General features: G+C 73.2%; 12 protein-coding genes and 1 pseudogene. 1 reads left to right on the forward strand and 12 read right to left on the reverse strand.

Annotated elements, in window-relative coordinates:
• Window positions 1–183: 183 nt before the first annotated feature.
• The 4 genes and pseudogenes from ER308_RS23380 to ER308_RS14955 all read right to left on the reverse strand — a co-directional run.
• A pseudogene (locus tag ER308_RS23380) lies at window positions 184–249 on the reverse strand (zinc-ribbon domain-containing protein); the annotation flags it as partial.
• A gap of 131 nt (window positions 250–380) precedes the next feature.
• Complete coding sequence (locus ER308_RS14945; RefSeq protein WP_131155722.1) at window positions 381–1,787, reverse strand: outer membrane protein assembly factor BamB family protein; 1,407 nt, start codon at window positions 1,785–1,787, stop codon at window positions 381–383.
• Between the two features lie 9 nt (window positions 1,788–1,796).
• On the reverse strand, window positions 1,797–2,828 hold the full coding sequence (locus tag ER308_RS14950; RefSeq protein ID WP_131155723.1) for a carboxypeptidase-like regulatory domain-containing protein: 1,032 nt from the start codon (window positions 2,826–2,828) through the stop codon (window positions 1,797–1,799).
• 447 nt (window positions 2,829–3,275) lie between these two features.
• Entirely contained in the window at window positions 3,276–4,547 is a 1,272-nt protein-coding gene (locus tag ER308_RS14955) for an ATP-binding protein (protein ID WP_131155724.1), read from the reverse strand.
• 496 nt (window positions 4,548–5,043) lie between these two features.
• Between ER308_RS14955 and ER308_RS14960 the strand changes: the two genes are divergently transcribed.
• On the forward strand, window positions 5,044–7,737 hold the full coding sequence (locus tag ER308_RS14960; protein ID WP_131155725.1) for a S8 family peptidase: 2,694 nt from the start codon (window positions 5,044–5,046) through the stop codon (window positions 7,735–7,737).
• A gap of 2 nt (window positions 7,738–7,739) precedes the next feature.
• On the opposite strand, the gene ER308_RS22850 is transcribed toward ER308_RS14960, so the two are convergent.
• From ER308_RS22850 to ER308_RS21735, 8 genes are all read right to left on the reverse strand, one after another.
• Window positions 7,740–8,765 carry an N-acetylmuramoyl-L-alanine amidase gene (locus ER308_RS22850; RefSeq protein ID WP_131155726.1) on the reverse strand — a complete coding sequence of 342 codons (1,026 nt, stop codon included), beginning with the start codon at window positions 8,763–8,765 and terminating at the stop codon, window positions 7,740–7,742.
• A gap of 189 nt (window positions 8,766–8,954) precedes the next feature.
• Window positions 8,955–10,904: a cell wall-binding repeat-containing protein gene (locus ER308_RS14970; protein WP_165492125.1), complete on the reverse strand. Its 1,950-nt coding sequence runs from the start codon at window positions 10,902–10,904 to the stop codon at window positions 8,955–8,957.
• 90 nt (window positions 10,905–10,994) lie between these two features.
• Entirely contained in the window at window positions 10,995–11,153 is a 159-nt protein-coding gene (locus ER308_RS21730; protein ID WP_165492126.1) for a hypothetical protein, read from the reverse strand.
• 45 nt (window positions 11,154–11,198) lie between these two features.
• Window positions 11,199–12,434, reverse strand: a complete 1,236-nt coding sequence (locus ER308_RS14975; protein WP_131155728.1) for a hypothetical protein — start codon at window positions 12,432–12,434, stop codon at window positions 11,199–11,201.
• Complete coding sequence (locus ER308_RS14980) at window positions 12,431–13,348, reverse strand: hypothetical protein (protein ID WP_131155729.1); 918 nt, start codon at window positions 13,346–13,348, stop codon at window positions 12,431–12,433. The genes ER308_RS14975 and ER308_RS14980 overlap by 4 nt, the downstream gene beginning before the upstream one ends.
• 82 nt (window positions 13,349–13,430) lie before the next feature.
• Window positions 13,431–14,249 carry a DUF805 domain-containing protein gene (locus ER308_RS14985; protein WP_131155730.1) on the reverse strand — a complete coding sequence of 273 codons (819 nt, stop codon included), beginning with the start codon at window positions 14,247–14,249 and terminating at the stop codon, window positions 13,431–13,433.
• Window positions 14,250–14,423: 174 nt separating this feature from the next.
• A complete protein-coding gene (locus ER308_RS14990; protein WP_131155731.1) occupies window positions 14,424–15,653 on the reverse strand; it encodes an EAL domain-containing protein in 1,230 nt (409 codons plus the stop codon).
• Between the two features lie 12 nt (window positions 15,654–15,665).
• Entirely contained in the window at window positions 15,666–15,833 is a 168-nt protein-coding gene (locus ER308_RS21735) for a hypothetical protein (protein ID WP_165492127.1), read from the reverse strand.
• Between the last annotated feature and the right edge of the window lie 788 nt (window positions 15,834–16,621).

Genomic DNA, 16,621 nt, shown 5'->3' on the forward strand with positions numbered 1-16,621 from the left:
CGGTGGAGGCGGTCCTGCGCCGGTCGGGGGCGGCGGAGGCGGTGCGCCCCCGCCCGGTGGGGGCGGTGGCGGTGGTGCGCCTGGACCGGCCCCCGGGGGAGGGGGCGGAGGCGGATCCTCGGGGAGGCGCTGGGTGCCGGCGGACGAGGCCGGGTCGCCTGCCGGACCCTCCGCCACCGCGGTCCCGCAGCCGGTGCAGAAGCGCTCGTCCTCGCCCAGTCGGGTTCCGCACTGCTCGCAGAACGCCATCCCGCCTCCTTTCGGTGTTCGCTGTGAGGGTGGTGGTCGCTGTAGTGGGTCTTGGTGAGGGTTCGTCGCGCTGGTTCGCCGAACAGCCACGAAAGCGACGGACCCCGGTGGGGTCGAGTGCGTAGCGGTGACTACTCGAAGGCCGCCACCTCGACATCGCCGTCCTCGGTCACGCCGGCCACGTGGATCCGACCGTCGCGGACGGTGACGTCGTTCGTCCACGCCCAGTCGACCGCGTCGAGCGTGAGCGACCACCGTTCGTCCCCGGTGTCGCTGTCGATGGCGAACAGGCGGGGCGCGTCGCCGCCGGAGACGACGCCCACCAGCGTCGTCTCGACCCCGGTGACCGCGGAGATGCTGCCGTCCGGCAGTTCGGGCGTGGCCTCCCACTGCTGCTCCCCGTCGGCCGGGTCGATCCCTACCAGGCGGCCCGCGGCCCACTCCTCCCAGACCAGCGTGTCGCCGACCGCAGTGAGCTGCCCGTCGTCGGGCCCGGGCGACGTGGACCAGCGCTCCTCGCCGCTGTCGATCGACACCGCGACCACCTCGTGGGCGGTGGTGTCGCCGACATCGCGCGACAATGCGGCGAATACCGTGTTGCCGAGCACCGGGGTCGCGCCGGCGGTGAAGCGGTGGTCGGCCATGCCACGGCCGCTGAGCGCGTAGTGCCATCGCTCCTCACCACTCTCCCCCGAGAGCGCGACGAGTTCGGGTCCCGCGCCACGATCGAGGCGGAGGAACGCCGTGTCCTCCGCTGCCGCGAACGTGTTGAACTGGAAGGCCGGGTCGAAGTCGCCGAGGTGCTGCTCCCAACGGTCCTCGCCGGTGTTGAGATCGACGCGGGCGATGCGCTCGCCGAAGCCGTCCTGGTCCGTGCGGTGCATGAGCACGTCGGTGTCGACCATCACCAGCGGGGTTGCGTCGTCCGGCTCGCTCCACCGGTGCTCGCCGTCGAACCCGACGGCGCCCCGGGCGTGCACGACGCCGTTGTGGACCCACAGCTCAGGGCCCTGCGGGTCCACCGTTTCGGACCCGTGGATGTCCCCGCTGTCGGGGTCGAGGCGGTGCAGCCGTCCGTCATGGGTGCGCGCGAACAGCTGGCCGCCGACGGACACCAGGTTGGCCCACGGCTCAGGGGACTCGCCGGGGCCGACGTCGAGCTCGGCGGTCCAGACCGGTTCGGCGGAGGGCTCGCCGGGCGCGGGCCCCGGCTCGGCGATGGAGCCGTCCGGGTTGTAGCCGTACATCGACGACCGTGGGTCGGCGTTGGCGAGGTGGGCGCTCCCGCCGGGCACGGCCCAGACGACCACGAGCACGGCCAGGAGCGCGACGACGATGACACCGCCGAGGAGCAGCGCGCCACGTCCCCCCGCGGGCAACCCCTTGTCGGCCGCCGTGCGCCCGGCCCCGCCGCCCGCGCCCGGCCCCGTCGCATCGGCAGGCTGTGCCCGGTGCGTCGGGTCGGGGTGCTGTTCGGGCGGGTACCAGTTGCCGTCGCTGGCCTGCCACCAGCCCGCCTCGGGTGTCGTTCCCGCCATCGCCTGCCCCTACCGCTCGTCCGGCAGTGTTCTGACCGCGTCCCAGTAGGCGTCGATCTCGTTCGGGGGGTAGACCGTGCCGCAGGGGATCCCGTCACCGGAGGCGTCCATGCGGTCGGGCTGGCCCTCGCGGTGCCAGTAGGCGACGGCCTCCTGGTAGCCGAAGCCGGGCGCGTCGACGTCGGCGCAGAACTGCCCGCTGCCTCCCGCCCCGTCGACGACCTCGTCGAGGTCGGGAGGGGAGCCCGGGCCGGTCCACGGCAACGCGACGTGCTCCCCGTCCGCGTCGTGGATGCTCACGAGGACGGCGTCGCTCGTCACGTCCGTCCCCGGGTCGGCGTCGACGATCTCGCACGTGTAGAGGTCGCCGGCGACGAACCGGTCGAGCTCGGGACAGTCGACCCGGAGCTGTTCGCCGGGGAACTCCTCGTCCTCGAGCCGTCGGGTGACCGCCTCGCCGAGCGGCGTGGAGGCGGTGGCTTCGAGCCGCCAGAGCACGGTTCGGCCCTGCCCGTCGGCCATCTCCACGGTGTGGGTGGGGGACTGGGCCTCGTCGAGTTCGACGCCGTCGGGCAGGGTTTCGGGATCCAGCTCGACGTCGTAGGTCCCGGCGCCGGGGAGGTCGAGCTCCCACCCCCCGTCGTCGTCGGTGGAGGTGGACGCGACCTCGGTCCCGTCCTGTTCGAAGACGGTGACACGCGCCCCGCCGACCGGGTCGCCGTCGGCTCGGAGCGTCCCCCGGGCGGTGGCCTCGCCCTCGGCGTCGTCCGGCTCTCCGAGCCCTTCGAGGCCGTCGTCGGGCTCCTCGTCGTCGCTGGGCTCCTCGTCGTCGGCGGCGGTTTCGGCGTCCTCCGGTTCGGCGTCCTCCGGTTCGGCGTCGGCAGCCGCGTCGGGTTCGTCCGGATCGGAGGCCTCGTCGTCGGCGACCGGCACGGGCTCCTCGTCGTCGGAGCCGGGCAGCAGCGACACGTCGGTGAACAGCGTCAGCGCCGCGACCGTTGCGGCGCCGATGACCGCGAGGAGCAGCAGGCTCGCCGCCACGAGCCCAGCGCGCGAGCGTCGTGGCGTCTCCTCCCCGACGTCACTCGACCACCCGGCACCGCCGGGGCCGGCTGCCGTCCCCGTGGCCGGAGGGGGCGGCGCGGCGCGTCCCGGAGGCGCGGGAGGGGGCGGTCCCGCGTCAGGTGGCGGAGGCGGCGGGGCAGACTCACCCTCCGGCGGCGGCGGGGCATCTGCGACCGGTTGGCCGCACTGCTCGCAGAACCGTTGCTCCCCCGAGAGCTGTTCCCCGCACCCACGGCACGCGTCGGCGCCCATGTGTCACCCGCCCCCTGTCGATCCCGTCCTGCCCCGCCGGTCGGCCTTCCGCCGTCGTGGTCAAGTGTGGCAGACCGGGCGATCCCGGGGGCACGGGCGGGCCGGGTGGGCACAAGCTCCTGTGTCGATTGCATTGGGATAAGACCAGGATGAGCAGGAGTGCCGCGTTGCCTACGCGCCCAAGAGCGCGAGAGGAACGACGGCTACCCCGTCCGCTCGTCGGTAAGCCTGCGGTCCCGAGTTCAGTACGACCTTGTCGAGGACGCGGTTCCCGATCTGCTCCTCGAGCCAGTTCAAGTGCCGGACGTCGGAATCGTCGACTGTCGTGGACAGCTTTACCTCGATCGCGACGACGTCACCGCCTCCGGTCTCGACGATGAGGTCGACTTCGTGCTCGCCGCCATAGGTACGGAGATGCGACACCGTCGCCTCGCTGTGCTGGGCGAACACACGCACCGATAGTGCCCCCAGCGACTCGAAGAACCCACCGAGCAGAACGCCATCCCGCGGCAGGGTCACGCCGCCGCTGTCACCGGCGAGGAGCGCCTTGGCGTCCAGACCGAGGAGGCGCACTGCGAGGGCTGGATCGGCAAGGTGATGCTTCGGCGTCTGCGTGAGTCGATGAAGGTGGGTGGATCCGGGGTGCCAGGCGGGTAGTGGATCGAGGATGCGCAGGTCGGTGAGGGCGTCGATGTAGGGCGAGGTCGTCGTCTTCGCTGGCTTCTCCCCATGGCCGTGAGTTGCGGCATCCCTCACCTTTTCATAGGAGACCGCTTCTGCGGCTGCGGCGGCGTAGGCAGTAAACCAGGCACGGAGTTTGGACGGGCTTCTGATCCTGTGTCCTACCTCACCGACGTCGCGGTCGATGATCCTGTCGAGGTAACCGTCGAGCTGCGTACGAAGCGCTCGCCCGGAGTGCTCGCGCAGCCCAGGGAACCCGGACCAGATGATCTCGTGCGTGTAGTTGCTCATCGAAAGGCTAGTCGTGCCGGTCACTGGCCCACGGGTGCCGGTGAGCAGCTCGGCGAGGCTCACGGTCGGCTCGTAGTCGCTCCGCTCTGGAAGCGTCATCGGGCGCATCCTCGCGGTGACGATCCGCGCGGCGCCGGAGTGGGTGGTGGTTCGTGACGCTGCAGATCCAGTCAACACGAACGTGCCGGGAGCCGCGTCAGCGTCCACGGCGCGCTTGACGACGTCCCACACCGCAGGGAACAGCTGCCACTCGTCGATCAATATCGGCGGTGGGTCCTTCGTGACGATGGTTGGGTCGGCCTGGATGATCTGAAGCTGAGCTGGGTCGTCCAGCCGCCAGACGCTCTGCGCGCGCCGGAGCGCCGTCTCGGTCTTTCCCACGCCCTTTGGCCCGTCGAGCATGACGGCAGGCAACTGCGGCAGAACCTCGTCGAGCTCGTCATCGACGACGCGACGGATATAGCCGGCCATGTACCCCCTCTCTGGTAACTCAGAGGGACAGTCCGGTGCACTGACTCGCTACGCTACCATCCATCGAACATTTGCACTACCATCCATCGAACATTTGCACTACCATCCATCGAACGTCTGCGCTGCCATCCATCGAACGTCTGCACTACTGGGACGCAGCCCCAGCGGGGTCCGCGGCCCGTGAAAGCTCGTGAAGGCAAGCCGCCCTCCTGTCGAACGAGAGGAGTACGCGCTGAGGCCCAGGGTCCCACTCACAGGGCTCTGGGCGAGGCGCATCGGTAGGCGCCTCTCCACCGGTCCCGCTTCCTGCCTACCCCTTCGTGACAATATCGTCACTTTCAGCGTGGAGGCCCTATCGTGACTGTCCTGTCACACGCGCACAGATCCCCCGTACCCCACCATGCGGGACCATGCCCACGACCCTGATGATGGCGGCCATGAGCCCTCGACGAGCGGCGGCCTGCGCCGGTCCGGCCGCGACGGAGGCAGCCGGCCGATGAGTGAACCGCCGGGGCCGGGCTGGTGGCAGGCCAGCGACGGCGAGTGGTACAGCCCGGAGCGCCACCCTGACCCGGCGCATCGTGCTCGCTTCGCTGCCGCCGCGTCGCGGGAGCCGGATCGGCTCGCGTCGGCGGGGCGCGTCCGGTCCCGTCGCCGACGCCGCGCCGCGGTCGCCCTCGCGGCCGCGGGCCTGGCGGTCGCCGTCGGCGGCGTCGGCACGGTAAGGCTCCTGTGGGCGCCTTCCGATGCCGAAGTGAGCGGCGGCAACACAGCTGGCAGCCCCGGGGGTGACTCGGCAGGCAGCACCGCCGATGCGCAGGCGGGCGCACTCGCCTGGGAGGACGACGAGGTGGTCGTCGAGGTCGCCGAGGGCGGCGCGGCCACGATCGTGGCTGGCTTCGAGGCCGCTGACGGGGTCAGCGATCCGCACGTCGAGGTCTCCGACGAGCTGGCCGACGCCCTGGCCGTCGTCGACGCGGTGCCGGACGCTGCACTGCCGGCCGGCGCGGGCGAGCTCGCCTTGGTCGCCGAGGCGCCGCCGGAGGCCGATGTCGGCGACACCGTGACGGGCGAGGTGGCGGTACGCGACGGCGACGGGTCCGCGGGAGGCCCGCTGGCGGTGACCGTCGAGGTGGTGGCCGCCGGTGGCGACGGCGCGCTCGACCGGCCGCTGCAGCCGGCCTCCCACCGCATCGGCGAGGCCCGCCCGCTCGGACGTGCGGTGGTCGACGAGGCACTGGTCGTCATCGACCGCGAGGAGGCCGACGGTGGTCCGGCCGCCACCGCGCGCGCCGTCGCCGACGACCACGGGGCCACGGTGGTGGGCGCCACCCCGCCCGCCGCGATGTACCAGCTCCGCGTCGACGACGCCCACGACCCCGACGACGCCCACGACCCCGACGACGCCCACGACCCTGACGGCGCCGACGACCCCGACGACGCCCACGACGCGTTGGAGGGAGCGCTCGCCGGACTGGACGACGACGACCGTGTCGCCTCGGCCACCCGACACGTGCTCGGTGGCGGCCCAGCGGGCCAGGCCGACCCTCCGAGGCCCGCCGCGCCGCTCTGGGACGACAGCTGGGACGGCGAGCCGCGCGGCAACAACTGGCACCTCCAGCAGGCCCGCGTGCCCGAGGCGTGGGGGCACCAGACCGACGCCGGCGGGGTGCACGTGGCCGTCATCGACGGCGACTTCAGCCCCAGCCACCCTGATCTGAACTTCGCCGCGGTCCACGGCGAGCGCGCGACCGCCGAGCATCACGGCAGCATGGTCGCCGGCGTCGCCTGCGCCGACGGCCACAACGGCGCGGGGATCAGCGGGGTGGCTTGGGACTGCGATCTGCACGGCCACGACGTGTTCTGGAACGCCCTTACCGACCTGCCGGCCCCCGACGCCGACCCCGACGACCCCGACCCCGACGACCCCGAGGATGACGGGCTCCGCTACGAAGCCGGCGACCACGTGCTGTCCCGGCCCCTGGTCCATCAGGCGCTGGTCCGGGCGATCGAGGACGGCGCGGACGTCATCAACCTCAGCTTCGGGACGCAACTCGAGGATGGCGCTGACTGCACGGTGTTCGACGATCCCGAGGTCCGCGAGCACCTGCGCGACCTCCGATTCGAGACGGTCGAGGTCCTGACTCAGGCGGTCGCGGAGCACCGCCACGAGCCGCTGATCGTGGTCGCCGCCGGCAACGACGCCTGCGAGGAGGAACTGCTCTGGCCCGGCAGCGTGGCCGACGAGGTGCCGGTCCCGGTCGTCACCGTGGGTGCGACGACCGAGCACAAGCAGCTGTCGGACTTCTCCAACCGCGGCGCCAGCGTCGACATCGCCGCGCCGGGTGGGCGCAGCGGGGCCGGGCGCGTCGGCGACGAGTTCGACCACATCCTCTCGACCTCCACCAGCGCCTGTGCCTGGGCGCCGGCCATCAGCCGCGGGTGCCAGGGCGGGGTGCACGACCTCGCGTACGGCACGTCCTTCTCCGCTCCGATCGTGACCGGCGCCGCCGCGCTGATGATGGCGGCTGAGCCCGACCTGACCGCCGAGCAGGCCCGAGCGTGTCTGCTGGCCTCCGCGGACGGCCGCGACGTGGGCGGCCAGCCGTTCGGCGTGCTCGACGCCGCCACCGCCGTCGAGTGCGCCGGCGATCCCGACGTCGCGGCCCACCCAGACGATCCCGGCGCGCCGGACGTTGCCGACGAGCCTCACGACTCCGGCGCCGGCGAGGAGCCTCCCGAGGAGGGTGGGCCCGCTGGCGTCCGCGACGTCGACTGGGCCACGCGCGCCTACGACCCGCTGTGCGACGGCGAGCCCGGCGAGGTGCGCGACGGCGAGTGGGTGCCGGGCCCCGGCGACGCGCCCGACGCCCTGCGCCTGGACGTCGACGGCGTCGCGTGGGAGTACGGCCACGTGGAGGGCCACGATGGCGAGGTCGCGCTCGTGACCTTCGCGTGCGCGTTGGGGGCGTCGACCGGTTGGGGGGAGGTGCAGGTGTTCGGCGTCGAGGACGGCGAGGTCATCGACGTCGGTGGTCGCCTGGTCGGCTCACAGCCCGCGTTCGAGGACGGCGGGCTGCGCCTGACCCGCTACGAGTACGTCGACGACGACCCGCGCTGCTGCCCCAGCATCGAGGAGACGCTGCGGCTGCGTCTGGGCCCCGACGGCGAGTGGGTCGAGCGGCCCTGAGATCAGTCCTCGTCGGCGGCGACCTCGTCGAGGTGGGCCTCGATCCCGCTGACGAGGGCGTCGGCGAGCTCGGCGCGCCCCGACTCGCTCGCCAGCGTGGCGGCGTCGTCGGGGTTGCCCATGTTCCCGACCTCGACGAGCACGGCGGGCACGTCCGAGCGGTTCAGCGTGCCCAGGTCGTCGCGTTGGACGAGGCCGTGCTCGCCGACGTAGGTCGCCGGTTCGCGGCCCGCATCGAGGAACGCGTCCCGGATGTGCGCCGCGAGGATCGCCGAGGGCTCGACGATGTGCTCGGTGTGGCCCTCGACGGCGTCGGGGTGGATGACGTGGAACCCGTGGGCCTGCGCCGGTGCCCCGTCGGCGTGGATGGACACCAGCAGGTCGGCGCCGACCTCGCCGGCGAACGCGCCGCGCTCGTCGATGCACGGTCCCCAGCCCTCGTTGTCCTCGCGGGTCAGGTGGACCTCGGCGCCCTCGTCCTCGAGCTCGTCGCGCACGACCCGTGACAGGTCCCAGTTGAACCGCGCCTCGGTGTAGCCGTCGTCGGTGACCGCGCCGACGGTGTTGCACTGCTTGGTGAGCCCACCGGCGTCGACCGGCTGCTGGATCTCCTCGGGATGGTCCGCGTTGCCGCCGTTGTGGCCGGGGTCGATCGCGACCACCGCGCCGTCGAGGGGGCCGTCCGCGGCCTCTTTCGACCCGCCGTCGTCCTCGTCGGTCGGCTCGTCGTCCTCCTCGGGGTCGTCCTCGCCGCCGTCGTGGTGGCCCGCATCTCCGCCGAGTCCGTCGTCGTCGACCTCGCCGGGGTCCTCGTCGGACTCGTCGGGGTCGTCGGCTCCGTCGGAGTCGAATCCGTCGAATCCGTCGAATCCGTCGGATCCCTCGGGTGCGTCGGGTGGCTCGTCGGCCGGCGGGGTCGCGTCGTCGGTCCCGTCGGCACCGGCGGTCGCCTCGGGTTCTTCCCCCTCCCCGCAGCTCGCCAGGGCCAGCGCGCCCACCAGGAGCGCGACGATCAGCCGCACGCGCATCCGTCACTCCTCTTGTCCGCTCGCGCGGGACAGCCCGCTTGGTCGCCTGCCCGTCGGCCGCGCGACCCGTGGGGTTGAATCCACGGCCGGGGGCTCCGGGGGAGTCTGCGCGAACCGCGCGGTAGGCCGAGTCGGCGTGCTGCTCGGGCGGGCACCAGAAGCCGTCGTTGGCCTGTCACGCTCCCCGGCTCATGGCGGCTCCACCGCCTCGTCGGGGACGACGCCCGCGTGCACGCCCCAGCGGGCGCTGCGCAGCGCCTCACCCTCGGGCCCGAGGGTCACCCCGTCCTCACCGGGCACGACCTGCAGCGAGCACTCGCCGAAGCCGGCGCGCCCCATCTCGACGCCACCGGGGACGTCGAGCAACGGCGCGCCACGTGGGTCGGTGACGCAGGTCGGCACCGGAGGATCGGGGCTGATCTCGACGAAGTTGGCCGCCTCGCCTGGCGAGCCGATGACCCGCGGCGCGCCGCGGCGCGGCTCGATGATGACGCCGCCGTGCGTGGCCGCGAACATGTCGCACCCCCAATGCCCGCACTCGGGACCGACGATGTAGGCGTCGGGCCCGCCGAATCGATCGGCGACCTCGCGCTGCCGATCGTAGACGCTGCCACGAAGGCGGCGGTCCTCCGCGGCGAGGCCCGCGTCGCGATCGTCGCGGCGCAGCGCGTCGGCGAAGGCCTCACCGGCGCGCTGCACACCCTCGCGCTGCGCGTCGGGCCCGACACCGTCGGCGCGCAGGATGACACGGCGGTCACCCGAGCCGGCGGTCGAGGAGGCATCGACGTCGAAGGCGCCCCGTAGCCGCCACGACGTCGCGTGGCGCTCCAGGCTCGTGGCGGCGTCGTCCACGCCGAACACCGCCAAGTCCACAGCGCACCCGGCGTCGCCGGGCTCGCAGCGCTCGCCGACCCCGTCGACGGCGAGCACGGTGGCGCCCGCGAGCGGCTCGCTGTCGAAGGGGCGGGTCGCGGCGTCCGCGTCGACGCGCAGGGCGAGGTCAAGGCGCACCTGCTGGCCATGGTGCCCGTCGAGGTGGTCCAGCAGGCGCGGCGCGCCGCCGTGGAACGGCTCGACGACCCCGGTGAGCCGCTCGCCGTCGGCACGCAGCGCCGCCTGCCCGGCGGCGGCCGCCGCCACCTGCGCGAGCACCTCGTCGTCGATCGCGGCGTCGCTGCCCAGGGCCACCACCTCGTCGGGGGCGTGCAGCCGCGCGGCCTCCAACACCGTCGGGCTCACCGGGCCGGTGCGGGGGGCCAGCATGAGGGGCCCGTCGTCGAGCGCGCCGGCGGCCAGCGCGTCGGGGAAGGTGTCGGCACGGGCCAGGTAGAGCCGCGACGCGTCTCCGTCGGCGGTGCCGGCAGCCTCGTCGGCGACGCGCGCGGCCGTGTCGAAGCGGTCGCGTCCGTCGAGGCGATCGACGGCGCGGCCCTCCGCGGCCTCGAGCAGCACTTCGCGAGACAGCGCCGAGCGCCCGCCGAGCCCGACGACCTCGGCGGGGTCGAGCGCCTCGATCGCGTCGGCGAGTCCGCCCGGCAGCGGGGCGGCGTCGCGGGCCAGCAGCACCGGGCCCGCGTCGATGACCCCGGCCGCCAGCGAGTCGGCGAACTCGTCCGCGCGCGCGAGGTACACGGTGTCGGCGCCGTCGGGGTAGGCGGCCTCGGCGATGGCCACGGCGGTGGCGAACCGGTCGTCGCCGGCCAAGCGGTCGGTGGCGCGGCCGCCTGCCGCCTCGGTCAACGTCGCCGACTCGACGGCCGCCGTGCCGCCCAAGGCGACCACGCGTGCCGGGTCGAGGCGCTCGACCTCGTCGACGACCACGTCGGGGACCGGGCCGCCACTGGGAGTCAGCAGGGTCGGTCCGTCGTCCAAGGCTCCGGCGGCGAGCGCGTCGGCGAACTCGTCGGCGCGCGCGAGGTACGCGGTGTCGGCGCCGTCGGGGTAGGCGGCCTCGGCGATGGCCACGGCGGTGGCGAACCGGTCGTCGCCGGCCAGCCGTGACGACGCGACCGTCTGGCCGCCCGCGGCCTCGGTCGGCTCCTCGGCATCGGCGACCCACGGGTCGCTGATCCCCGTGGCGGCCACCGCCACGGCCGACAGTGTCAGCACGCTCAGGACGGCTCGACGAGGGGGTCTCATAGTCTCGATCCTCACACTCGCTGCCGGCGCGGCAGCCGTCCGGTCAACCCCACGGATCGTGCGGGCGGAGGCGCGGCGGGCCATGGCGGGCTATCCGGGATCCTCCGGTGGCCCGGCCCGGCGGCACTGCCCGAGGAGGCGCTCGATGAGGCGGGCCGGCGCGCCGAGGCGTCCACCGTCACGCGCGTGCCGGGCCCGCAGCGCTTCGCCGCCGCCGAGCTCGCTGTCAATGCGATCAGTGATGGACACGATCGAACTCCGGCTGTGAACCCGTGGGCGGCCGGTCGTCGCGCGTCAGTCGCCCGGGGCTGCCTGCTCGAGAACGGTCCGGTCCAGACGCCTCATGGCCCGCACCACGTCGCCCGCCTCGTCGGGATCGGCCGTCGCCCACACGACCGCGCCCTCGCGCTCGACGCTGGCAATGGTGCCCGCTTCGTCGTCGCTGCGCTCACGCAGCGCCTCGGCGTTGGTCTCGGCGGTCCCGTCGTCGTCGTGCACGAGCACGAGGGTCGGGGTGAGCTCCGGCCCGTCCGCCACAGTCGCGTACGCCCCTGCCGCGTAGGGCTCGGGCAGGTGCTCGGCGCCGTCCAGCTCGCCCCAATCAAGGTCGATCGCCGGCGGCGCGTGGAAGACCCACGCGTAGGCGCTCCGCCCTTCCAGCGCCGCCGCGAGCGTGCGCAGGCCACTCACGTCGCTGAGCCGTCGCGCGTCGGGGCCGAGCGCGGTGGGCAGTTCCTCCGGGCCGCCGGTGGTCGGGCTCTCGCCGATCGCCACCGTGTCCCCGTCGGGCACGATCGCGCTCGCGTTGGCCAGCACGGAGTCCTCGCCCTCGCGTTCGAACCACGTCGGGTCGTCGCGGCGTCCCCAGCGGTCATGCTCGTCGAGGCTCGCGGCGACCTCAGCCGCCTCGTCGCGCAACGTGCCGGCCCAAGCCGAGCCCCCGTGCCACTCCACGAACTGGTCGACGTCGACCGGGCCGAACCCGAGCTCGTCGCCGAACGCGACCTCCTCGAGCCGGATCATCGCCGCGATGAAATCGTTGCCCGGCGGCAGCGAGCCTCGCGTGCCGCTCAGCGGGTGGTCATGGTCAGTCGCGGTGTCCGCGTCCAGGGCCTGCCAGTCGCGCGCGTCGGCGGGTCGTCCCGCGGGCGCAACCTCCCAGCCCAGCTCCAGGTCGCCGAGGACGAGGAACGGCAGCGCCCCGCCGGTCTCGCGGTAGGGGATCGCGTCCAGCAGTCGCACCAGCGTCCCGTCCGCGTCGTTCGGGTCGGCGGTCTCCTCGACGTCGTTCGCGTCCACCGTCCCCTCGGCCTCGCCTTCGTCGCCGCCCAACGTGAACGTGGCGACCGTGACGCCGGCGGCTGCGACGACGGCGAGCGCCAGCGCGGCGAGGGTGGGGTCGCGCCGGCGGCGGACCGCGGGCGGCGGATCCGGGGGAGCTTGTGCGTATCGCGCGCGGTAGGCCGGGTCGGGGTGCTGCTCGGACGGGTACCAGTTGCCGTCGCTGGCCTGCCACGCTCCGTGGCTCATCGTGGCTCCACCTTCCCCTCGGGGACGTGCTCGGCCTCCAGCACCTCGTAGTCGTCGAGCAGCAGCACGTCACCCTCATCGTCGGGGACGAACTCGACCCGCAGGAGCTCCTTGGAGACGGCGCCGTCAGGCAGGGCGAACTCCACCCGCCCTTCGACTCGCCCGCTGTTCGGCTCCACGTTGGTGACGTCGACGACATCCACCCCGACGATCGTGTCTTCGACGAACGCGGCGACGTCACCGGACGACCATCCGTCCTCGCTGCGGAGCCCAGGCGACTGGAGCGCGAGGACGCCGTCGACGTCGCCCGCGTCCATCGTCGCGTGGTAGCGCTCGAACGCTCGCGTGAGCTCGTGCGCGCTGGACGTCGCCGATGTCTCGTCCCCGTCTGCCGGGCCCGATGCCTCGGCCTTATGGGGGCCCTCTGCCGCGGAGCGCGGCTCGTCCTGGGCGTCCTCGCGAGGCGCGTCGGGCGGCACGTCCCCGGCTGGCTCGTCGACCTCGTCGACCTCGTCGACCTTGTGGGTCTCGGGGTCGACGTCGCCGGTGAGCAGCTGGTCCAACAGGGCGGGCTCGGCCAGGTGCAACCATGCCAGTACCCCTACGCCGATCACGCCGACGATCAGCAGCGCCCCGAGACCCCACAGGAGCCGATCGGGCGGCTTGCGCTGCGCCCGCGCCGTGGGGGCAGCTGGCGGTGGCGGTGGTGGAGGTGGAGGTGGAGGCGGAGGCGGCGACGCCGTCGCCCGTAGGGCCGGACCGGATGACGACGAGGGCTCGGGCGGGGGAGGCGGCGGCCCCGAGGCGGTGCCCGCACCGCCGTCCGGCCGTTCCGGGGGTGGGAGCTCCGCCGTCTCGTCGACCCGATCGACCCGGGTCCCGCACTCGATGCAGTACGCGACCCCGGTGCTCAACCGGGATCCGCATTGCTCGCAGTACCTCACGGACTGATCCCCCTCGGCCCGATCGTCCGACCCTGGTCGTCGGTCGGTTCGGTCACGACCTGCCTCCTGGGCGGTCGGTTCGTGCGGCATCCGTGGCCGGTGAGGGGTGCAGTGGCGGCGTCCCGTACTGGTTCGCGTGCGGCTGTCCTGGCAGCGCGCAGAACACGAGCAACGCGATCACGAAGAGCCAACTGACCGGCTGCAGCAGCGTGACGACGATGAGTGCCCCGAGGGCCCCGGCTTGTAGGAACAGCAGCGGCAGCAGGCTCAGGACCAACGGCGGTCCCAGCAGCGCGAGCACCCACACGCCGCTGCGACCGAGGTCGTGGAAGCGGCGCGTGGTCACCGCGAGGTAGGGAAGCAGCAACACGAGGAAGACGATGAGCGAGAGCCACTCGGAGCCGATGACCCACGCGGCCAGCGAGACGATCCCTTGGAGCAGGACCCACCACCAGTACTCCGCGCGGGGCGCGCGTCCGTCGAAGTGGTTGAACTTCCGCAACACCGTGACGATCGCCTCGCCGAAGCGCAGCGGGTCCGTCGAGGCCGCAGGGGCGTGCGCGTCCGCGCCTCCTGCGTCGCTCACGTGCTCGGTCCAACTATCGCCGTCCCACCAGCGTTGCCCCGGCAGCCCGTAAGGATCGGCGTGCCAGCCGGGGGGAGGGTGCTCGGCAGGGACCGGACGCTGCGACGACTCCTCGGACGACGACCGCCCCGCCGACGGGGGGAGGTCGGCGTCCTGCTTGGGATGCCACTGCTCGGCCCACTGGTTGCCGTCCCAGTACCGCAGCATGCGCTCGTCGGTGGGGTCCTCGAACCAGCCTGGCTGCGGCAGTTGCATGATGGCCCCCTGCGTGATGACCCCCTGCATGATGGCCCCCTGCGTGATGTCCCCCCTGTGATGGCCATCAGGGGCTCGTTGGCTCGTTTCGCCGCCAGCGGGACCCGTCACGGGTGTGGATGCGGAAACGGGAGCAGGCCCCGATCGGTCCGCGTCAGCCTCGTCGAGGCTCGGGCGCCCCGCATCCCCCGCCACCCACCAGGCTCACCCGTCGTCCGCCTCGACGGCCCGAGGCAGGTCGGGGACCGGCTGCTCGGCACGGTCGTCCTCGGCCTCCGCCGCCGCGGACTCCACCGTCGTCCCCGGGTCGGGCGTGGTCGCCCCCAGCACCGCGCCCTGGCCGGCAATGGCGGCACGCACCGGGCTCGGCTGCGAGGCGAGCGATCGGACGGCAGCGAGCCGGTCCTCGTCCTCGAGCTGCGGAGCGATCACGGTCGCGCTGACCTCCGCGGCGGCCGCGCAGACGCCGCGCACCCATGCGCGGCCGGACTCGCTGCCCAGGACGCTCGCGAGGAACGCCCCGTCCAGACGCACGTAGGCGGCGTCCATGCTGGTCAGCAGGTGCAGCGGCGTGTGGGGGTGTCCGACCTCGTCCACGCCGATCTGGAAGCCGGCGGCGGCGAGCTCCGCGACCCGCTCGGTCGTGGTGTCGGTCGGATTGCCATCGAGCAGCACCACGCATCGGGGGACCGTGAGGCCACAGCCCTTGGCCCACGTCACGAGCGCGTCGCGCGAGAACGCCTCCTCGTCGAGGTGGGCGGCCGAGACGCGCAGGAACAAGCGGGCGTCCGCGGGCATGCCGAACCCGGGTCCGTCGGTGCGTACCGTTAGGAGGGTGAGGGCCTCGAGCGCGCGGGTCTCGCCGATCCGCTGCGCGGTGGCGAGCATTTGGCTGCTGCTGGCGAGTTCGGAGCGCTGCGCCGGTCGCGGCTGCACGTCGTACCCGACCAGCTGCTGCGTGAAGAGGTCGACCACCGGTTCGTACACGACCCGCAACGTCGCGTTGCGCAGAGTCTCGCGGACGGCCTCGGTCTGCGGTGCACTGACGGGGATCGGGGGCAGGGGCAGCCGGGCGAACGACACGGTCGGGACCGCGTCGCGAACGGCCCGTCCGGCGGCGGCTTCCGCGCGCTCCCAAAGGGCGTCGGGGTTGCGGGCGTCGCCGGACTGGCCCTCGCTGAAGCCGGAGACGACCCGGTCGCCCAGCCCCGCTCTTTGGCCGGCGTCGCGCGCGGCGCGCCATGCTCGGTCGGCAGCGCGCGAGTTGGCGCCGCCCTCGGGGTCGAGGACCGCGTACTCGCCCGCTGACAGCTGGAACACCGCGTCGCTGCCGAAGGCGGCGACCAGTTCCGCTCCGAGGGCGCGGTGCCCGCCCTTCGGGTTCGACTCCAGGTCACCCGCGACCACCCACGGCGGATGGATCCGCACCACCATCAGCCGTGCCTCCTACACGCGCGGGCCGAGTCCCGCCAGCCGGGCCTGAAGGTCGAAGCGGTCGGGGAAACGCGGGGTGCTGGGACCGCCGGAGCCGGACACGCGCCACAGCAGCGTGGCTGCGGCCCCCAGCGCGAGGCCGGAGATCGCGGCGAGTGCGGCAGCGGCGGTGGCGGACATCGCGTCTCCGATTTCTGGCCTTCGCGGGACGGGTCGGCCGTCTCGCCCCCGAGGGGAGCCCTGTAAGGGAAGGTGACTCAGAGTCATCAGGCGTGGTAGTTCAGCCGGGCCGCGCCCGGGTCTGGCCCGGGCGCCCCAGAGCTGCGGTGTCCGGTGGACGCGCAGCTGTGACGTCGAGCGCATTCGCGGCCGGATCGGCTCAGGGCTCCATTGGCCGCCGGGCTTCTCCGATCGGGTTCGTTGCCCTCGTCCGTTGTGTCGGCTAAGGTCCCGCTCGGCCTCGACCCCCCGGGCCAGCTGCGAACGCGCGCCGTGAGGCGCTCGCAATTGACCGCGCGCCCGGGCAACGCGGAGGAACGACATCGGTCGACGGCTGGGGCTTCACGCGCAGTGGCCCACTGGACCGGGCATAGATGCCCGCAAAGCGGGTAAACCGGAAAAGCGGTCAGACCGGATTCGTCCGGGAAGATCCGGGTAGGAGGCGAAGGCCACCCGCAACGGTCCGGTCACCCCACGCGTCTGAGGCCATGGCAAGAGCGTCACCGCAAGCGACAAACGAGGAGGGCTGCCCGTCAGTAAGTGAGGTCGTGTCACGGAAGCACGAATCGTACGTGACGCCCCATCCGCGACCACGGGCGGTGAGGTATCGCCCCGGTCGCAAGATCACTACCGGCGAGCCGACGGCACTCCTCGTGCCGGCGGTGGACGACGAAAGAGCTTGGGACGGCTCCGGGTGCGACCCATCCGGGCCGGTCACCAGCACGGAGGCTGCCCCGCAGGGGCGGCTC

Source organism: Egibacter rhizosphaerae, from assembly GCF_004322855.1.
GTDB lineage: Bacteria > Actinomycetota > Nitriliruptoria > Euzebyales > Egibacteraceae > Egibacter > Egibacter rhizosphaerae.